The sequence below is a fragment of the Aliiglaciecola litoralis genome (assembly GCF_039523355.1).
Lineage (GTDB): Bacteria > Pseudomonadota > Gammaproteobacteria > Enterobacterales > Alteromonadaceae > Aliiglaciecola > Aliiglaciecola litoralis.
The window spans coordinates 63,147-81,544 of the sequence record NZ_BAAAFD010000007.1; the positions used below are offsets into that span (position 1 = coordinate 63,147).

The 18,398-nt window shown below is 45.4% G+C and carries 16 protein-coding genes and 3 tRNA genes; 1 reads left to right on the forward strand and 18 read right to left on the reverse strand.

The genetic code is table 11. The features are described 5' to 3' along the window. Window positions 1-165 precede the first annotated feature (165 nt). The 9 genes from ABD036_RS12520 to ABD036_RS12560 all read right to left on the reverse strand — a co-directional run bounded on the left by ABD036_RS12520 (window position 166) and on the right by ABD036_RS12560 (window position 7,976). A complete protein-coding gene (locus ABD036_RS12520; RefSeq protein ID WP_343860414.1) occupies window positions 166-1,296 on the reverse strand; it encodes a sodium ion-translocating decarboxylase subunit beta in 1,131 nt (376 codons plus the stop codon). Between the two features lie 4 nt (window positions 1,297-1,300). Continuing rightward, window positions 1,301-3,079 carry a sodium-extruding oxaloacetate decarboxylase subunit alpha gene (oadA, locus tag ABD036_RS12525; protein WP_343860416.1) on the reverse strand — a complete coding sequence of 593 codons (1,779 nt, stop codon included), beginning with the start codon at window positions 3,077-3,079 and terminating at the stop codon, window positions 1,301-1,303. Between the two features lie 19 nt (window positions 3,080-3,098). Further along, complete coding sequence (locus ABD036_RS12530; RefSeq protein ID WP_343860418.1) at window positions 3,099-3,365, reverse strand: OadG family protein; 267 nt, start codon at window positions 3,363-3,365, stop codon at window positions 3,099-3,101. A gap of 398 nt (window positions 3,366-3,763) precedes the next feature. Further along, window positions 3,764-3,840: transfer RNA gene (locus tag ABD036_RS12535), tRNA-Arg, on the reverse strand. A gap of 49 nt (window positions 3,841-3,889) precedes the next feature. Beyond that, window positions 3,890-3,966: transfer RNA gene (locus ABD036_RS12540), tRNA-Arg, on the reverse strand. Between the two features lie 30 nt (window positions 3,967-3,996). After that, window positions 3,997-4,086 (reverse strand) — tRNA-Ser (locus ABD036_RS12545). Between the two features lie 270 nt (window positions 4,087-4,356). Beyond that, a complete protein-coding gene (gene csrA / locus ABD036_RS12550; protein WP_343860420.1) occupies window positions 4,357-4,566 on the reverse strand; it encodes a carbon storage regulator CsrA in 210 nt (69 codons plus the stop codon). A 135-nt stretch (window positions 4,567-4,701) separates the two neighbouring features. Then, window positions 4,702-7,299, reverse strand: coding sequence for an alanine--tRNA ligase (gene alaS / locus ABD036_RS12555; protein WP_343860422.1), 2,598 nt, complete (start codon window positions 7,297-7,299; stop codon window positions 4,702-4,704). A 224-nt stretch (window positions 7,300-7,523) separates the two neighbouring features. Then, window positions 7,524-7,976: a regulatory protein RecX gene (locus ABD036_RS12560; protein WP_343860424.1), complete on the reverse strand. Its 453-nt coding sequence runs from the start codon at window positions 7,974-7,976 to the stop codon at window positions 7,524-7,526. Between the two features lie 38 nt (window positions 7,977-8,014). Between ABD036_RS12560 and ABD036_RS12565 the strand changes: the two genes are divergently transcribed. Then, entirely contained in the window at window positions 8,015-9,157 is a 1,143-nt protein-coding gene (locus ABD036_RS12565) for a GNAT family N-acetyltransferase (protein ID WP_343860426.1), read from the forward strand. Between the two features lie 29 nt (window positions 9,158-9,186). Here the strand turns inward: ABD036_RS12565 and ABD036_RS12570 are convergent, their stop codons facing one another. The 9 genes from ABD036_RS12570 to ABD036_RS12610 all read right to left on the reverse strand — a co-directional run bounded on the left by ABD036_RS12570 (window position 9,187) and on the right by ABD036_RS12610 (window position 18,356). Further along, window positions 9,187-9,780 (reverse strand): DUF938 domain-containing protein, encoded by a 594-nt coding sequence (locus ABD036_RS12570; RefSeq protein ID WP_343860428.1) that lies wholly within the window; start codon window positions 9,778-9,780, stop codon window positions 9,187-9,189. Window positions 9,781-9,789: 9 nt separating this feature from the next. After that, a complete protein-coding gene (gene metH / locus ABD036_RS12575) occupies window positions 9,790-12,426 on the reverse strand; it encodes a methionine synthase (protein ID WP_343860430.1) in 2,637 nt (878 codons plus the stop codon). A gap of 12 nt (window positions 12,427-12,438) precedes the next feature. After that, the gene (locus tag ABD036_RS12580) at window positions 12,439-13,494 is read right to left on the reverse strand and encodes a homocysteine S-methyltransferase family protein (RefSeq protein ID WP_343860432.1); all 1,056 of its coding nucleotides are present in this window, start codon (window positions 13,492-13,494) and stop codon (window positions 12,439-12,441) included. Window positions 13,495-13,505: 11 nt separating this feature from the next. Further along, window positions 13,506-14,432 carry a homoserine O-acetyltransferase MetA gene (gene metA / locus ABD036_RS12585; protein ID WP_343860434.1) on the reverse strand — a complete coding sequence of 309 codons (927 nt, stop codon included), beginning with the start codon at window positions 14,430-14,432 and terminating at the stop codon, window positions 13,506-13,508. 226 nt (window positions 14,433-14,658) lie between these two features. Beyond that, a complete protein-coding gene (locus ABD036_RS12590) occupies window positions 14,659-15,069 on the reverse strand; it encodes a DUF2802 domain-containing protein (RefSeq protein ID WP_343860436.1) in 411 nt (136 codons plus the stop codon). Window positions 15,070-15,163: 94 nt separating this feature from the next. Continuing rightward, window positions 15,164-15,658, reverse strand: a complete 495-nt coding sequence (locus ABD036_RS12595) for a chemotaxis protein CheW (protein WP_343860437.1) — start codon at window positions 15,656-15,658, stop codon at window positions 15,164-15,166. A gap of 25 nt (window positions 15,659-15,683) precedes the next feature. Beyond that, window positions 15,684-16,406, reverse strand: coding sequence for a chemotaxis protein CheW (locus ABD036_RS12600; protein WP_343860439.1), 723 nt, complete (start codon window positions 16,404-16,406; stop codon window positions 15,684-15,686). Beyond that, the gene (locus ABD036_RS12605; protein WP_343860440.1) at window positions 16,403-17,185 is read right to left on the reverse strand and encodes a ParA family protein; all 783 of its coding nucleotides are present in this window, start codon (window positions 17,183-17,185) and stop codon (window positions 16,403-16,405) included. The genes ABD036_RS12600 and ABD036_RS12605 overlap by 4 nt, the downstream gene beginning before the upstream one ends. Before the next feature lie 37 nt (window positions 17,186-17,222). Continuing rightward, window positions 17,223-18,356: a protein-glutamate methylesterase/protein-glutamine glutaminase gene (locus ABD036_RS12610; RefSeq protein WP_343860441.1), complete on the reverse strand. Its 1,134-nt coding sequence runs from the start codon at window positions 18,354-18,356 to the stop codon at window positions 17,223-17,225. Window positions 18,357-18,398 lie beyond the last annotated feature (42 nt).

The following is an 18,398-nucleotide window of genomic DNA, read 5'->3' on the forward strand; positions in this document are numbered from 1 at the left end:
GTTGGTACATGCGGGGATGACACAGTTGGTACATGCGGGGATGGCACAGTTGGTAAATGCGGGGATGACACAGTTGATACATGCGGGGATGACACAGTTGGTACATGGGGGATGACACAGTTGGAGCATGCGGGGATGACACCGTAGCAGTAGGCCGGAATGGCGCTAGTTAACTAGCGCCAGTAGAATACCCGCAGCCACTGCAGAGCCAAGTACCCCTGCCACATTGGGGCCCATAGCATGCATTAATAAAAAGTTATGCGGGTTGGCTTCTAATCCGACTTTATTGACCACACGCGCGGCCATAGGGACAGCTGAGACCCCTGCGGCGCCTACCAAGGGGTTGATGTCAGCTTTACTGTATTTGTTCATCAGCTTTGCCATTAACACCCCTGTTGCGGTACCAATCGCAAAAGCAACTGCACCGAGTGCTAAAATCCCTAAGGTTTCAGCTTTCAAAAATTTATCCGCCGAGAGCTTTGAGCCAACCGCCAGTCCTAAGAAAATAGTGACGATATTGATCAGCTCATTTTGCGCGGTATTACTTAACCGTTCTACCACTCCGGCTTCTTTCATCAAGTTGCCCAAACAAAACATACCGACCAGAGGTGTGGCTGTTGGCAGGAACAATATCGTCATCAACAATACCGCCAAGGGAAATAGGATTTTTTCTCGTTTGGATACAACCCGTAATTGCGCCATTTGAATTTGCCGCTCTGCAGGTGTCGTCAATGCTTTCATGATCGGCGGTTGGATAATAGGTACTAATGCCATATAGGAATACGCCGCTACTGCGATGGTACCCAGTAACTCTGGGGCCAATTTAGAGGCGAGGAAAATTGCGGTAGGCCCATCGGCCCCACCAATAATCGCAATAGCGGCGGCATCTTTGAGGGTAAACTCAAGGCCAGGTACATAATTCAATAGAATTGCGCCAATCAGTGTAGCGAAAATACCAAACTGTGCAGCCGCACCCAATAGCAACATCCTTGGATTAGCAATTAACGCACTAAAATCGGTCATAGCGCCAACGCCCATAAAAATCAGCAATGGGAAAACGCCAGTATCAATACCGATGGCATAAATGTAATGCAGCAATCCACCGACTTCGGAAAAGCCTGCCAGCGGAATATTGGTTAACAGCGCACCAAACCCTATAGGCAGCAATAATAGTGGCTCAAATTTCTTTACAATTGCGAGATAGAGCAAACCTAGCCCTACCAGCATCATAATAACCTGACCGATTTCGAAATGGGCAAGTGCGGTGCTTTGCCAAAGTGTATATAACTTATCCATTAGGCTAACTCAAACTCAGTAAAGCTTGCCCTGAAGAAACGGCATCACCTTCACCAATATGCACCGCTGAAACGGTTCCAGCTTCACTGGCACGGACCTCGGTTTCCATCTTCATTGCTTCCATAATGATCACCACATCGCCTTCGCTCACCTGATCTCCTTCTCGCACTAACACTTTGAAAATATTGCCTGCTAGAGGCGCATTCAAATCAGTTCCGCCTGCCGCTACTTCAGTTTGTGCTGGTGCGGGCTGTATCGACGAAAGTTGACCACCGGCCGCTACTTCGACTTGATAGGTTTTGCCATCGACCCGAACACTATAACTTTCAGTGTCATTGTGTGCAGACTTTACTGCCGGAGTCGCATTCGATGTATTTGCCACCTTTTCGGTATTTTCGCTTGGAGCTGGTTCAAAGGCGTCAGGATTATGTCTATTTTTCAGAAACTTCAAGCCAATTTGAGGAAACAGAGCGTAGGTAAGTACATCATCGACGACCTCGTCGGCTAATGAGATGCTCTCCTTTTCTGCTAACTCCAGCAGTTCTGCTTCGAGTTTATCCATCTCAGGAGCAATTAAATCGGCAGGTCGGCAGGTTATAGGTTGTTCACCGTCTAGTACGCGTTGTTGCAAATCTTGGTTTACTGGCGCAGCAGTAGCACCGTATTCGCCTTTAAGCACACCTGCGGTTTCTTTGGTGATACTTTTATAGCGCTCTTTGGTCAATACGTTAAGCACTGATTGTGAACCGACAATTTGCGACGTTGGCGTGACCAATGGAATAAAGCCAAGATCTTCTCTGACCCGTGGAATTTCTTTAAGCACCTCGTCCATCTTATCTTCAGCTCCTTGTTCACGAAGCTGATTTTCCATGTTGGTTAACATGCCACCAGGTACTTGAGCGATTAAAATGCGCGCATCTATGCCTTTCAAACTACCTTCGAATTTAGCGTATTTCTTACGCACTTCTCTAAAATAAGCCGCTATCTCAGCCAACAGATTAAGATCCAAGCCCGTGTCGCGGTCCGTTCCTTCGACAATAGACATTATAGTTTCAGTCGCGGTGTGGCCGTACGTCATACTCATTGATGACACCGCACAATCGAGCATGTCGATACCTGCATCAATCGCTTTTTGGTAGGTTGCCGTGCTTAACCCAGTAGTAGCATGACATTGCATCGCAATGGGTACCCCAATGGTTTCTTTTAGTTTAGTGATTAGCTCTTCACACTCGTAAGGCTTTAACAAGCCAGCCATATCTTTGATACACAAAGAATGGATCCCCATGTCTTCCAACTCTTTAGCCATATCAAGCCAACGGTCGAGTGTATGCACTGGACTGACAGTATAAGAGATAGTGCCTTGGGCATGAGCGCCGACCGCAATAGCGGACTTAATAGCGGTTTGCAGATTCCTGGTGTCATTCATTGCATCGAAAATACGAAATACATCCACACCGTTGGAATGCGCTCGTTCAACAAACTTTTCAACAACATCATCAGCATAATGGCGATAGCCTAATAAATTCTGGCCACGTAACAACATTTGTTGAGGTGTGTTTGGCATCGCTTTTTTTAACGCTCTTATGCGCTCCCAAGGATCTTCACCTAAGTAGCGAATGCAGGCATCAAATGTTGCTCCCCCCCAAGATTCCATTGACCAAAACCCTGCTTGGTCGAGTTTGTCTGCGATAGGTAGCATGTCATCCAGACGCATGCGAGTGGCAAGCAGCGACTGATGTGCGTCGCGCAACACCAATTCAGTTATTTTTAACGGATTGCTCATTGGAACTCCTGGAAGGTCACTACCTTGATTGACGATTTTTACGATATTGATGCACAGCGGCGGTAATCGCTGCCACTGGAATAGCGGGATCTGCATTCACATTGGTTGATTTACTTCTAGAGGGCGTGCCATATGAATGCGTAACTTGTTCTGGAAATTTGGCATTGAGATAAGCTATCAAATTGACTGCGCCTATCATTAACGTCAAAAAGACAAAAACCACGCCCATACCCACGACCATCAGGCTAGAGGCTTCTATCAAAAGATCTGTGATGTTTGCTTGCATAATAAATTTAATAATTATGATTTAGAACATGATAAGTAACACTTAAGTATTGGAAACTCAACAAAAACTCAATCAAAAATAGTCAACATAACGGGTATTTATTCGCAAAGCGTGAATTTTTACCCGACCGCAAGCAAATATCATCAAGCATTTAACATATTAATTCAAAACAAGTTGTGGTTCGCGTCTGCAGGTAAAGTGCAGTCGTAACAACAGGTAAGGACATGGGAATTTATTTCAGGCATAAAAAAACCGCTCAAAAGAGCGGTTTCTTCAATATGGCGCGTGTGGAAGGATTATTCCAGACATCCTGTCTTCCACCCCTTCGGGGCCATGCTTCGCATGTTCAAAATTGTTCCATACAATTTTGTCGAACCTCCTTCGGAGATTCTTGAATATGGCGCGTGTGGAAGGATTCGAACCTCCGACCGCCTGGTTCGTAGCCAGGTACTCTATCCAGCTGAGCTACACACGCGTGGACTTACTTTTGAAACAATTGAACCTCTTTTGGAAGTTCTTGAATATGGCGCGTGTGGAAGGATTCGAACCTCCGACCGCCTGGTTCGTAGCCAGGTACTCTATCCAGCTGAGCTACACACGCGTAACATTTCAATATTCTAGCACACCAAAATGGCGGAGAGGGAGGGATTCGAACCCTCGGTACGAATTAACGTACGGTTCCTTAGCAGGGAACTGGTTTCAGCCACTCACCCACCTCTCCGGAATTTGGTATTCACTCTGCAATAAAAAGAATAACTTAAGCTGTTCTTTTCATTTGGTAGGCATCTTTTACGATGTCTGCCTCAGCAAATGTGGGAGCGAAGTTTACTGAAACCCAATAGGAAGTCAAACCTTTTTTGCCCTACTTTGGTCTGCTTGCTTTGATTTTAAACGATGCGGGGAATATTCAACAAAACAACCACAAAAAATTGTAATTGCAAGGACTTTAAATCAAAAAAAAAGGCTGGTTACCCAGCCTTTTTTAGTACACTCAATCTTCGCTAGTATTTCCGGACCGTTCACCACCGGTACCGTTTTTCTCAGCTTGAATTCGCATATATATCTCTTCGCGGTGCACAGATACTTCTTTAGGAGCATTAACTCCAATTCTTACCTGATTTCCTTTAACTCCCAGTACAGTTACGGTAACTTCGTCACCAACCATCAGGGTCTCGCCAACACGACGGGTTAAAATTAGCATTATTTTGCTCCTTTTCCGTTTAATCCACATTTATCCTTAGTTAAAATTAGCGTATTTATCAGGTAACTCCAGAAAAATACGCAATCAATTTTCCATGTCCTTGCTGTCACTTACAAAAACTCACTGATAATTCGGTTAAATCTTATCTTCCAAATAGCTACGTACTGACGCTAAAGCAGGATCAAGATTCTCTGGCTGGCTGCCTCCGGCTTGCGCCATATCTGGACGACCACCACCTTTGCCACCCACTTGACTGGCCACAAAATTGACCAAATCTCCCGCTTTCACTTTATCGACCAAATCTTTGGTGACGCCAGCGATGACACTGACTTTTGCCCCATCCGCTAATCCTAGCACAATCACAGCACTACCTAATTGGTTTTTCAGATCATCAACCATGGCCCGTAGCGACTTGGCTTCTACTCCTTCTACTTTAGCAGACAGAAGTTTTACACCGTTTATTACAACGACTTGCGATGCCATGTCTGAGCCGGCGTGACTTGCAAGTTGCTGCTTAAGCTTATCTACTTGTTTTTCAAGGTCTTTAGATTGTTCTACCAATGCCTGTACGCGAGTTTCGAGTTTTGCAGGATCGGTCTTTAATGTACTGGCCAATTGCGCTAGTCGATGTGATTGTTGTTGTACATATTGCAAGGCAGCTTGGCCTGTTACCGCTTCTATTCTGCGTACACCCGAGGCAATGCCGCTTTCACTGAGTATTTTAAACAAACCAATATCACCGGTCTGATTAACATGAGTACCGCCGCACAGCTCCATAGAAAATGGTCCCATAGACACTACACGTACCTTTTCGTCGTACTTTTCGCCAAACAAAGCGGTGGCGCCAGATGCTTTTGCCTCGTCTAAATCCATCAATTGCGTGGCTAGGCTATGATTCTGACGAATTTGCTCATTGACGATATTTTCGATACTCAATAGCTGTGCTTCTGTCACGCTTTCAAAATGTGAGAAGTCAAAACGCAGTCTTTCGGCGTCGACAAGAGAGCCTTTCTGACTAACATGCTCGCCTAATACCGACTTTAATGCTGCATGCATAAGGTGGGTAGCACTGTGATTCAGTTTAATCGCGCCACGGCGCTCGCTATCTATCTTGGCAGCGACCTTATCACCGACGCTTAGTCGGCCTGTGGCCGTGCCTTTATGAGCAACCGCATCATTTAACTTAACAGTATCAGTCACATTGAACGTGGCAGCGTCTGTCATTAATTGCCCAGAATCACCTACTTGACCACCTGACTCAGCATAAAAAGGCGTTCTGGATAGAACCACCACACCTTGCTGGCCCGCTTCAAGTTGCGTCACCGGACCTTGTTCGTCAAACAATTCGACAATTTCAGTGTCGTCTTGTTCTTGGCTATAGCCGGTAAATTCACTTTGGGTTTTGGCAACTACCGCTTCGTTATACACTTTGCCAAAATTACTGGCTTGTTGCGCACGCTCACGTTGTTGCTCCATGGCCGCATCAAATCCAGCCTGATCAATAGTAAACCCTTTTTCGCGCGCTACATCATTGGTTAAATCGGCGGGGAATCCGTAAGTATCATACAGTTTGAAAACCACTTCCCCTGGCACTACTTCTCCACTCAAACCGCTCAATGCGTCATTGAGAATGGTCATGCCCCGCTCTAAGGTCCGAGAGAATTGCTCTTCTTCAGTACGTAATACTTTTTCAATCACCGGTTTTTGATCGGTGAGCTCGGGATAAGCTTCGCCCATTTGTACGCACAACTCGTCTACTAAGCGATAAAAGAAAATATTCTGAGCACCTAATTTATAACCGTGTCGCACTGCGCGGCGGATAATTCTGCGCAATACATAACCTCGGCCCTCATTTGACGGCATTACACCATCACAAATTAAGAAGGCGCAGGATCGAATATGATCGGCGATAACGCGCAATGATTTATCTTGCAGGTCGTCACTGCCAACTATTTCAGCCGCTGCGGCAATCAGCTTAACGAAGATATCAATTTCATAGTTGCTGTGTACATTTTGTAAAATCGCAGCAATGCGCTCTAAGCCCATACCGGTGTCAATTGAGGGTTTAGGTAGAGGATGCATCACACCATCAGCAGTGCGATTAAACTGCATGAATACTAAGTTCCAAATTTCGATAAAGCGATCACCGTCTTCTTCAGGTGAACCAGGAGGCCCTCCCCAAATATGCTCGCCGTGATCGTAAAAAATTTCGGAACACGGTCCACAAGGGCCAGTGTCACCCATCGACCAGAAATTATCCGATGTTGCGATACGAATAATTTTCTCGGCTGGCAAACCGATGTCGTTTTGCCAAATATCGAAGGCTTCATCATCTTCATGGAAAACAGTGACCAACAATTTATCTTTTGGTAAGCCCAATGTGTCAGTTAAAAACGTCCACGCATACTGAATGGCCTGCTTTTTAAAATAATCGCCAAAGCTAAAATTACCCAGCATTTCAAAGAAGGTATGGTGCCTTGCGGTATAACCCACATTTTCCAAGTCATTGTGTTTTCCGCCCGCTCGTACACAACGTTGCGAAGAGACCGCTTTGTTGTAGCTGCGTTTTTCAGCGCCTAAGAAAACATCTTTAAATTGATTCATACCCGCATTCGTAAATAGGAGAGTTGGATCATCCGCTGGGACAAGTGAAGAACTCGGCACAATTTGATGACCTTTGTCTGCATAATAATCCAAAAAGGCGCGTCGAATTTCAGCGGTAGTATTACTCATTCAATTTCCTGTTAACGTGGATGTGCTGTCAGCATCAGCGGCTGATCCAGCCTGTTGGCACTTATTTAATAGCGCCGAACAATATCATAAACAATCGCTGGCTGTTAAGCAGCAAGAGGCAATTCTAGCTAGGTAAAATGCATTTATTTTGCTCAAACACGGAATTTCGACGACTTTTCAGCAACGATTGCGAATTATGGCACTTGTTAGCTGTGACTTTAGGCTTAAGATATCTGTTTTAACACATAGTTAATTTGCGCTGTATTGAACCCTCTATATTGCAAAAATCGCATGCGTTTTTGTTTGTCTTGCCAATCTACTATGGGCTTATCCGCGTATTTTTTACGATATACATGAAGTGCAATCTGATTAAAATCCTGAAAATTTTCAGCAAAACCTTGTGCAATGACATTTTCATCAATGTTGTGCTGCTTTAAGGCCATTTCAATTCGCTGTTTGCCTTGACCCTTTTGGACTTTGGAGCGGATAAAGCTTTCGACAAAACGAACGTCACTTTGTATGTCCTTTTCAACAAACAACGTTAGCTGCTGGCGGATTAAGCTTTCATCTAATCCTTTAAGCAGCAATTTATTGATAATCTCAACCTGACTGTGCTCCCGTCTAGAAAGTAGACGGGTGATTGAATGGTTGATGATCTTACGCTCGTTGTCTGACATATTACACTTCTAATCCAATTGTACTGTGGCGGCTAATTTTGCATTTTGAGTTTATCCATTCCATAGACCAGATCCCTCAATCATTCTGGTATTCGGTAAAAAAGACCCAAGATCCCTTTTGCAATTATGCCTTTTTAGCCGCTTTAGAGCAGTCTGGCAGTTTGGCAGTAGAATCTGGCTGGCAGCCGTTTCATTTATTAGCATATCAAGCCGACACCTTGGTGGGAATGCTGCCCTTATACAAAAAAAACCATAGCTATGGCGAATATGTATTCGATTTTGCTTGGGCAGACGCCTACCATCGCCATGGTATTCACTATTATCCCAAGTTGGTCAATGCGATTCCCTTTACACCAGTAACCGGGGCACGCTTGCTTGTCAGCGATTCACATGACCCAGAGTCCCTGTTAGTAGACATGTTAGCCTATGTTAAACAACAACTTCCGTTGTTAGCATTTTCCTCTATTCATTGTTTATTTCCGTCTAAGCGGGTTAGCAACTCACTCACACAACAGGCTATGCCACAACGCCTAAGTGTGCAGTTTCAATGGTACAACAAGGGCTATACCAGCTTTGATGATTTCATCCAACGCTTTACCGCCAGAAGACGCAAGATGGTGCGTAAAGAACGGGCAAAAATCGCCGCCCAAAACATAAATGTGGTCAAGCACTTTGGTGCTAGTCTCAGCCAAACGGAAATGGATTTTTTCTATCAGTGCTATTGTCAAACCTATTTAAAACGCAGTGGCCATCCCGGTTATCTCAACAAAGCGTTTTTTACGCAATTGCTTAACACTATGGGTGACAATATTTTGTTGGTTATCGCCAGTAAAGCCGAGACTCCGATAGCGGGTGCACTCTACCTTTACTCTGAAGATCAACTGTGCGGGCGATATTGGGGCGCAATTGAAGAAGCGGATGCGCTGCATTTTGAGTGTTGCTACTATCAAGGTATTGAGTTCTGTATTGACAATAAACTGGCAAGTTTCAACCCTGGCACCCAAGGGGAACATAAAATCCTGCGGGGGTTTGAGCCTACTTATTGTTATTCAAACCACTGGTTAGAAGATCGCCCATTCCAGCATGCGGTTGAGCGTTTTATTGAACAAGAAACCCCGGGGATAAAAGCGTATAAACACAATGCTGAGCAATTGTTGCCTTTTAAACAACCGCAAGGTTAATTCCCTGCGCGTTGAGTAACACAAATCGACTATTCACCTTTATGCCATATCAGCAGTTGATTATTCGCTGGCATAAAATAGTTATGGCTTAATGTCAGGCCTTGCGCCCAGGTGGTCAGTTCTTCCAATGAACGTATCCCGCCATAACCGCGCTGACGAAGACTAAGATCAAACTCATAATTGCTGTCGCTGGTGAATTCGCCATTTATTTTAAACGGACCATATTGGCAGAACACACCGCCTTGAGGCAGGTTTTTAGCTACCGTTTGCATCAATAACTGCGCTTCCTCGGGCTGCATAATATGTGCAGTATTGGCCGAATAAACGGCATCGACATTGTTGAAATGCCATTCATCTTGGCCAATAAAAAAACATGCAGGCGGCAATACATTGTGGCAATTTGCATCGGCAACCCAAGCTTTAATGCTTGGATGGTTTTCTATTACATCGGTAGGCTGCCAGACAATATCCACAAAGTGCTGAGCAAAAAAGGATACGTGTTGTCCTGTACCTGAACCAATTTCGAGCACCTTGCACTTGCCAACCAAATGCTTTTTCAGATGTGCCAATATCGGCGCTTTATTATTTTCACACGCCTGTGAGAAGCTCTTTTGGGAATGCATCTTCGCCTCTTAATTAGATATATTAGGCGCCAGCCACTTACTGGCCTGCTCAATCGTCCAGCCTTTTCGCTGCGCGTAGTCTTCAAGCTGATCTTGCTGAATCTGCGCCACTGCAAAATAACGTGCATCAGGATGAGAGAAGTACCACCCCGAGACTGATGCGCCCGGCCACATGGCAAAACTTTCCGTTAGCGTCATGCCAGTGTGGGTTTGGGCATCGAGTAGCTCCCATATGGTTTGCTTCTCAGTGTGCTCGGGACACGCAGCATAACCAGGGGCCGGTCGAATACCCGTATACTTTTCGCGGATTAGATCAGCGTTAGATAAGGTTTCGTCTTTGGCATAACCCCACAGGATTTTGCGCACATGTTGATGTAAATACTCGGCGAAGGCTTCGGCTAACCTGTCAGCTAACGCCTTAACCATGATACCGTTATAATCGTCACCATCATCAATATAAGCTTGCGCTAATTCATCTTCACCGATACCGGCGGTGACCGCAAAGGCGCCTATGTAGTCAGCCCGTTGACTAGCTTTGGGCGCCACATAGTCACTTAAACAATAATTGAATCCTTTACTTTTTTCAGTTTGTTGGCGTAGATGATGAGCCACTTTAATCGGTGTCTGGCGAGATTCATCATCGTAGATCTCAATGTCATCGCCAACCCGATTGGCCGGAAAAATGCCCACCACGCCTTTGGCTTGCAATTGTCCTGCCTCAATCAAGGTCGTCAACATCCCTTGCGCATCGGCGAATAAGTTCCGCGCTTCTTCACCCACCACTTCATCATCGAGTATGCGGGGATACTTGCCAGCTAACGACCAGGTTAAGAAAAACGGAGTCCAATCAATATACCCAACCAAATCGCTAAGACTGACGCTGATGGGCTGTACGCCCAAATGCGCAGGTACTGGCGGTTGATAGACTTGCCAATCGCAACTAAAAGCATTGTCGCGTGCTGCGGCCAAACTCACCGGTTTACTGCGCGGCTGTTTGCGCGCATGTTGATCACGCACTACCTCGTATTCTTTATTTAATTTTTCTAAGTATTCGGGGCGATGTTCATCGGAGATTAATTTTTGACAAACGCCAACAGCGCGACTGGCATTTGGCACATAGACTACGGGGCCATTGTAATTTTGTTCAATTTTCACCGCGGTGTGGGCTTTGGATGTTGTTGCTCCCCCGATCAAAAGCGGAATATCAAAATTCAAACGCTGCATTTCTTGGGCAACATGTACCATTTCATCTAATGACGGTGTAATAAGGCCCGATAAGCCAATCATATCCACCTGTTGCTCCTTGGCGACCTGCAATATTTTCGCTGCAGGGACCATGACGCCTAAATCGATAATTTCATAGCTATTACATTGCAACACCACACCAACAATATTTTTACCAATGTCATGCACATCGCCTTTCACAGTCGCCAATAGAATTTTACCGTTACTGCTACTTTGATCTTTTTCAAGTTCGATAAAAGGCTCTAGGTGAGCCACGGCTTTTTTCATCACCCGTGCAGATTTAACCACTTGCGGCAAAAACATTTTACCATCACCAAAGAGATCGCCCACCACGTTCATGCCGTCCATCAACGGACCTTCAATGACGTGTAAGGGTCGCTCGGCTTGCAGTCGAGCTTCTTCGGTATCTTCAATGATGAAATCGGTGATCCCTTTGACCAGTGCATGCTCGAGCCGCTTGTTTACGTCATAGTCGCGCCACTCAAGATTCTCTTTGACCACCGTTTTGCCATCGCCTTGGTATTTAGGTGCTAGCGCTAACAGGTTATCAGTTGCCTGTGGATGGCGATTTAAGATCACATCTTCAACCGCCTCCCTCAACTCTGCAGGGATCTCGTCATACACCTCCAGTTGACCGGCGTTAACAATGGCCATGTCCATACCCGCTTGGATCGCGTGGTACAGAAACACCGAATGCATAGCTTCACGGACTGGATTATTGCCGCGAAACGAAAACGAAATGTTCGACAGCCCACCAGAGACATGACAATGCGGTAGCTGTTGTTTAATCTGCCGTGTGGCCTCAATAAAATCGACCGCATAGTTATTGTGTTCATCAATCCCGGTAGCGACGGCAAAGATATTGGGATCGAAGATGATATCTTCTGGCGGGAAACCGACTTTCTGGGTCAGCAGATGGTAACTGCGCTGACAGATCTCAAATTTACGTGCTTGGGTATCCGCTTGCCCAGCTTCATCAAATGCCATGACAACAGTAGCGGCACCATAACGTTTGAGCAATTTGGCTTGGGCTAGAAAGGGTTCTTCGCCTTCTTTCAAACTAATAGAATTAACAATCGCTTTGCCCTGCACACACTTGAGTCCCGCTTCAATTACGCTCCACTTCGACGAGTCGATCATAATAGGCACACGAGAAATATCCGGCTCCGAAGCAATCAAATTCAAAAAGCGCGACATCGCGGCTTCTGAATCGAGCATGGCTTCGTCCATATTGATATCGATAATTTGTGCGCCGTTTTCTACCTGTTGACGAGCAACGTCTAACGCCTGCTCATACTCACCTTCGAGGATAAGACGCTTAAATTTGGCCGAACCAGTAACGTTAGTACGCTCACCAACATTAACAAAGCGGGCACTGGCATTATGTAGTGTTTGTGACATTAATAACTCCTCTTAATGCACAAAGGGTTCAAGCCCAGACAGGCGCATTTTAATTTCGTGTTTAATGGGAACCCGTGGGGCTATTCCCGATACCGCTTGCGCAATGGCTTGAATATGCTCGGGACTGCTGCCACAACAACCGCCAACAATGTTGACGAGCCCTGACTCCGCCCACTCTTTAATATGTTCTGCCATTTCGGGCCCTTCCATATCGTATTCACCAAACTCATTGGGTAAACCGGCGTTGGGATGAGCGGAAACCAAACATTCTGCTTGATTGGATATCTCTTGCACGTATTGGCGCAATAGGTCTGGACCTAGCGCACAATTCAAACCAAAGGAAATAGGGTTGATGTGGCGTAACGAATAATAAAATGCTTCCGCCGTTTGACCAGACAAAGTGCGTCCCGAAGCATCTGTGATAGTGCCCGAGATCATCACCGGCAATACGATATCAAGATCATCAAATACCGTGTCCACTGCAAAAGCCGCCGCTTTAGCATTTAATGAATCGAACACGGTTTCTATTAAGATAAAGTCTGCACCACCTTCAATCAGTCCATGCGTGGCTTGTTTGTAGGCATCTACCAATTTATCAAAAGTAATATTGCGCATCCCCGGATCATTCACATCGGGTGAAATAGACGCAGTGCGATTGGTCGGCCCCAGTACACCGGCAACAAAACGGGGTTTTTCGGGTGTTTTATCGGTGAACTCGTCCGCAGCCTTCCTCGCTAACTTTGCCGCTTCAACATTAATTTCTTTCGCTAAAGATTGCATGTCGTAATCGGCCATGGAAATCGTCGTCGCGTTAAAGGTATTGGTTTCAATAATATCAGCGCCAGCAGCCAAGTACTCACAATGGATGTCATAGATGATTTGTGGCTGCGACAGAACTAGCAGATCATTATTGCCTTTCACGTCACAATGCCATTCTTGAAAACGATCACCACGATAATCATCTTCAGTTAATTTATAGCGCTGGATCATCGTACCCATGGCACCATCGAGGATCAAAATTTTGTCTTTGGCTAGCGCCTTAAACTGTTCTATTCGGTCTTGTCGCACTCTGATACCTCTTAATTTTTTGTCGGCAAATCGGCAAGGTTGTATGGTGTTGTCTGATACACGTAGTAGTTTAGCCAATTGGTAAATAATAATGAGCCGTGTGAACGCCATGTTACGCGATAAGGTCCTTGGGGATCATCATTTTGGTAATAGTTTTCAGGTACTTTTGGCGATAACTTATTGCGTATATCACGCTGATACTCTTGATCGAGGGTTTCGGGTTCATATTCTGGATGGCCAGTGACAAACACCATGCGTTTGTCTTCAGACGCCACTATGTATGCGCCTGCGTCAGGGGAGCTGGCGAGCACATTTAACCCTGGCGTACTTTGGTACTGTGGCACTGGAATTTCACCAAAACGGGAATGTGGTGCATTAAAGACAGGATCAAAACCTCTCATTAATTCATCGTGAACCGCATTCACTGAATGGGCATACACGCCGGATAGCTTTTGTTTTCGCAATTGACGATTGTAACCATAAAAGTGGTAGTAGGCAGCATGGGCGGCCCAACAGGAATACAAGGTCGATTGCACATGACGCCGTGACCAATCCATGATGGTGGTTATTTTGTCCCAATACTTCACATCCTGATAATCTAGATGCGCAATAGGCGCCCCTGTGATGATCAGTCCATCGTAATTTTTATGTGCGACTTCATCAAACGATAAATAGAAGTTGTCCATATGCGCTTTAGGGGTATTTTTAGGTGCCTGATTATCTATTCGGATCAAATCAATATTGATCTGCAATGGAGTATTCGACAACAACCGCAAAATTTGGATTTCAGTTTCAATCTTGTTGGGCATCAGGTTCAGCAACCCCACTTCCAGCGGACGAATATCCTGTTTGGATGCCGCATCCGTATCCATTACGAAGATATTTTCAGCGTTCAATACGCCTTGTGCTGGCAAGTCGTTTGGAATTCGAATTGGCATAACATCTCCATAGCAATGAGTGAAGGGTCAAATTTCGCTCATTCCACCGGCAAAGTCAACATCTTTACGTCTAGACGTCTAAACGTACAAATAAAATTTTAAATTTACCTAAGACTTAATAGCATAAGATAGAAATGTATGGTCGAGCTTATTGAGGACACGGAAGAATAAAATAGTGGGAAGCGCTGCGCTCTAGAGCAAGTATTATGGTTTCGCTGTTACCTACTTACGAGTGGGATTTTTTCACCGACACCAACAACTCAGCTTCGGCTCTAGGTAATTCGCATTCGCGCATCAGATCCTCAACCGTAGCGCCAGCATCGACCATTTTTGCCGCTTGAGTGTACATGCGGGTGGCAGGATCTAAATACTCAACCTCCGCGACTTTATCACCTAAGTGTTCAATTTTGACGATCAGATCTTTGACCTTAGCACCCACGGCCAACGCACCTGAACGCACCTCATGAACTTCTTCTTGCTGGAGTCGACTAGCGTGCTGTAATGCATCAATGCGCTTGCTAAGATCCGTTAGTATTTTGCCTTGTAGGCTGACCGTTTTGCGTAACCATAACGTCATTGCCACGCAGATAACCACAATACACAGCGCAATCGCCAGTGCCATAGTTTCCCAATTCAATATCTGCTCCCCACTTATCGAAGTCATCGACATCTGATACAAAAAACCCTGCTCAATTGACCAGGGTTTAGATACAAACAGTGATACCTAAAAACTAGATACCGCTGATTTCATCCCATTCTTCATCACTTAGCAACTTATTCAGATCGACCAATATTAACAATTCGCCATCTCTGTTGCTCACACCCTGAATAAATTTGGCACTTTCTTCGGTCCCCACATTGGGCGCACTGTCAATCTCAGATGAACGAAGATATACCACTTCGGCCACACTATCGACCAGAATCCCCACCACTTGCTCGTCCGATTCAATGATCACAATCCGCGTGTTGTCGGTAATTTCATTAGGTGGCAAGCCGAAACGAGTGCGAGTATCGATAACAGTAACGACATTACCGCGTAAATTGATAATCCCTAATACATATTCGGGAGCACCTGGTACAGGAGCAATTTCAGTGTGCCTGAGCACTTCTTGAACTTGCATTACATTGATGCCATAGGTTTCTTCACCTAAGCGATAGGTAACCCACTGCAAAACTTCATCATTGCTATCAACTGCGGCATTTTTTGCAATTCTTTCGTCACTCATATGACTCGCTCCCTACAAGCTGCGTCTATTTATCATTACTACCTAGGCCTTTGTTTAACATATCAATTAAGTGTTGAACGTTAACAAGTGCACACATCTTTTCTTTGACCATTCCCGCCAACCAAGGGCGTTTACCATTAGTCTCACGCCATTTAACATCACTTGGCTTTAATACTGACGTGGTGGTGAGACTTTCACAAGCCAAACCCCAACCGCTGGTGTCTAACATTATAAGATATTGATAATTTAACGATTCTGCCAGTTTTTCGTCATATTTTTCTGGCATAACCCATTTTGCCGTGTCGACAACACTTAAATTTTCATCTCTATGAAGCATAACACCTTTGAACCAATCTGGTTTTCCAAATAATGGGCCAATTTTTTCAATCTTGTGGATGCCACCTAATTCCGTCAATGGCAACGCTAATGTTAACCCTGCGACTTTGAAAAACAACGCTTGGAAATCACGGGTTGGAATACTGGTGGTGACAACCTCAGTTTTCAGCGGCTCTGCTGGTTCTTTTATGTCGACCTCAGACGCACTTTCTTTAGCGATGATTGTTTCTTCAGTGACGCTATCTTCTGGGGACTCAATGGCAATGTCATCATTGATTTCTGGTATTTGAGCAGACTCAAGCAGTTTTGCAACGCTTTCTAATTGCACCACATCTTGTGGCGCTTCATCACTAAGCAATGACGTTAAATATTCTTCTACCAGTTCTTCTTTGGCGAACCCGCTATTTTTCATGATTGGTCACTCGCTGTAGATTGCAAATGCGTTAACAGATTTTTGTACGCATAAACGCCCCGTGATTTAGGACAATAAACTGACGGTGGTGATTGTGCCTGACTGGCGTCTCGAAAACGGGTGTCCACCGGGATCACGCCAGACCAAACTTGATCTTTGTAATCGTCACACAAGACCTTGTATGCATCCGCAGCAGCGTTTACCCGCTTATCAAACATAGTGGGTACGATAATGCGTTGAAACTTTCTATTCTGTGATTTAGACATGATTTCAAGGGTGTGCATCATCCGCTGCAAGCCTTTTAACGCGAGAAACTCAGTTTGCACAGGAATAATAAGGTGATGACTGGCTGCAACGGCATTTACCATCAACACGCCAAGCACCGGTGGGCAGTCAATCAACACATAGTCAAACTCATCGGCCACACAGGCAAAAGCTTTTTTTAGGATCAGTCCCATGCCTGGTTGAGTGCCCATTTTACGATCTAAGGTAGCCAATGCCATGGAAGCGGGTAAAATGAATAATGAATCTAATTTAGTCGGGCAAAGACTATCTAATACGGTGTCTTTGTTTAATTCCGCACCTGCAGCGAATACATCATAAACACTTGAAGACAGCTCTTCTGAGTCTACGCCAAAATAATAACTGAGTGAGGCTTGAGGGTCGGTATCAACCAATAGGACTCGGTGCCCTTGTTGAGCCAGAATGCCGCCCAGCGTAACAGTCGTGGTTGTTTTTCCCACTCCGCCTTTCTGATTCGCTATGGCCCACACAATCACAATATTGCTCTACCGGTTAATATCATCTGCAATGGGTCTATTTTACCTGCATTTCGGTGAGGATGCTTGATGCAATTTCATCCAAAGGTAAATTTCGTTCAGCGATATTGGCTTTGGTCACAGCTAAGGGCATACCATACACGACGCTGCTATTTTCATCTTGTGCCCAAATTTTGGCACCGCGTTGCTTTAACGCAAGACTGCCCTGTTTTCCATCTGCGCCCATGCCGGTCAGAATAATTCCGAGTACATCGCCACCGTAGACACGGCTTATGGATTCAAAGGTCACATCAACGCTAGGTTTGAACAACAAATGATCCTGTTGCTCCGACTCGGTAATTGTCACTTTTGGATCTTTGACATTACCATCCACTATCATCTGCTTGCCACCGGGTGCCAGATAAGCGCATCCAGGTTTCAATTTATCGCCCGACTGCGCTTCTTTGACAGTGATTTTACAGCCCTGGTTGAGTCTTTCAGCAAAAGCTTTAGTAAAACTACCCGGCATATGCTGAACCAATACGATGGGATAAGGAAAAGACGCAGGGAATTGCGCTAGAATTTTTTGCAAGGCAACCGGCCCGCCAGTGGAAGTCCCAAGCGCAAGCACTGCGTATCGCTTTCCTGAAGCTCTGGTTACGGAACCCGTTAAAACACTCGGGGCTTCAGAAGAAGGTGGCGCAACGGCTTGACTGGTCGAGCGCATAAACACTTGAGTTTTGACCGTGGTGCCTGGAGACGGCGTTTGAATAGCTCGCCTGCTGAAACTAGCTCGTTTTGCGGCAAGCGCTTTGACTCGTGATTGCAAAAGGTCAATTGACTCTCTGCGATTACTGGCAATGTCTTCAAATTTCTTTGGCAGGAAATCTAAGGCCCCCGCATCAAGAGCATCAAGGGTCGCTTGCGCGCCATCATGGGTTAACGAAGAAAACATCAAAATGGGCAGCGGATGAGACTTCATGATTCTTTTTACTGCGGTAATGCCATCCATCACCGGCATTTCAACATCCATGGTGACTACATCCGGTTTAAGCTCGGCAACCATGCTAATCGCTTGCTGACCGTTGCGAGCTATGCCTACTACATCCAACATGGGATCTTGATTCAGTATATCTTTAACCCGACGGCAAAAAAAGCTGGAGTCATCGACCACTAGTACTCGGTATGCCATCGGTTAACACTGCCCTCAAATGTTGGATCGGAATCCATTTTA

Excerpts from the sequence above, each read along its gene's own strand:
- csrA (WP_343860420.1), bottom strand. The coding sequence starts at position 4,566 with ATGCTAATTTTAACCCGTCGTGTTGGCGAGACCCTGATGGTTGGTGAC.
- alaS (WP_343860422.1), bottom strand. The coding sequence starts at position 7,299 with ATGAGTAATACTACCGCTGAAATTCGACGCGCCTTTTTGGATTATTAT.
- ABD036_RS12570 (WP_343860428.1), bottom strand. The coding sequence starts at position 9,780 with ATGCATTCCCAAAAGAGCTTCTCACAGGCGTGTGAAAATAATAAAGCG.
- ABD036_RS12595 (WP_343860437.1), bottom strand. The coding sequence starts at position 15,658 with ATGAGTGACGAAAGAATTGCAAAAAATGCCGCAGTTGATAGCAATGAT.
- metA (WP_343860434.1), bottom strand. The coding sequence starts at position 14,432 with ATGCCAATTCGAATTCCAAACGACTTGCCAGCACAAGGCGTATTGAAC.
- ABD036_RS12530 (WP_343860418.1), bottom strand. The coding sequence starts at position 3,365 with ATGCAAGCAAACATCACAGATCTTTTGATAGAAGCCTCTAGCCTGATG.
- ABD036_RS12560 (WP_343860424.1), bottom strand. The coding sequence starts at position 7,976 with ATGTCAGACAACGAGCGTAAGATCATCAACCATTCAATCACCCGTCTA.
- metH (WP_343860430.1), bottom strand. The coding sequence starts at position 12,426 with ATGTCACAAACACTACATAATGCCAGTGCCCGCTTTGTTAATGTTGGT.
- ABD036_RS12610 (WP_343860441.1), bottom strand. The coding sequence starts at position 18,356 with ATGGCATACCGAGTACTAGTGGTCGATGACTCCAGCTTTTTTTGCCGT.
- ABD036_RS12520 (WP_343860414.1), bottom strand. The coding sequence starts at position 1,296 with ATGGATAAGTTATATACACTTTGGCAAAGCACCGCACTTGCCCATTTC.
- ABD036_RS12600 (WP_343860439.1), bottom strand. The coding sequence starts at position 16,406 with ATGAAAAATAGCGGGTTCGCCAAAGAAGAACTGGTAGAAGAATATTTA.
- oadA (WP_343860416.1), bottom strand. The coding sequence starts at position 3,079 with ATGAGCAATCCGTTAAAAATAACTGAATTGGTGTTGCGCGACGCACAT.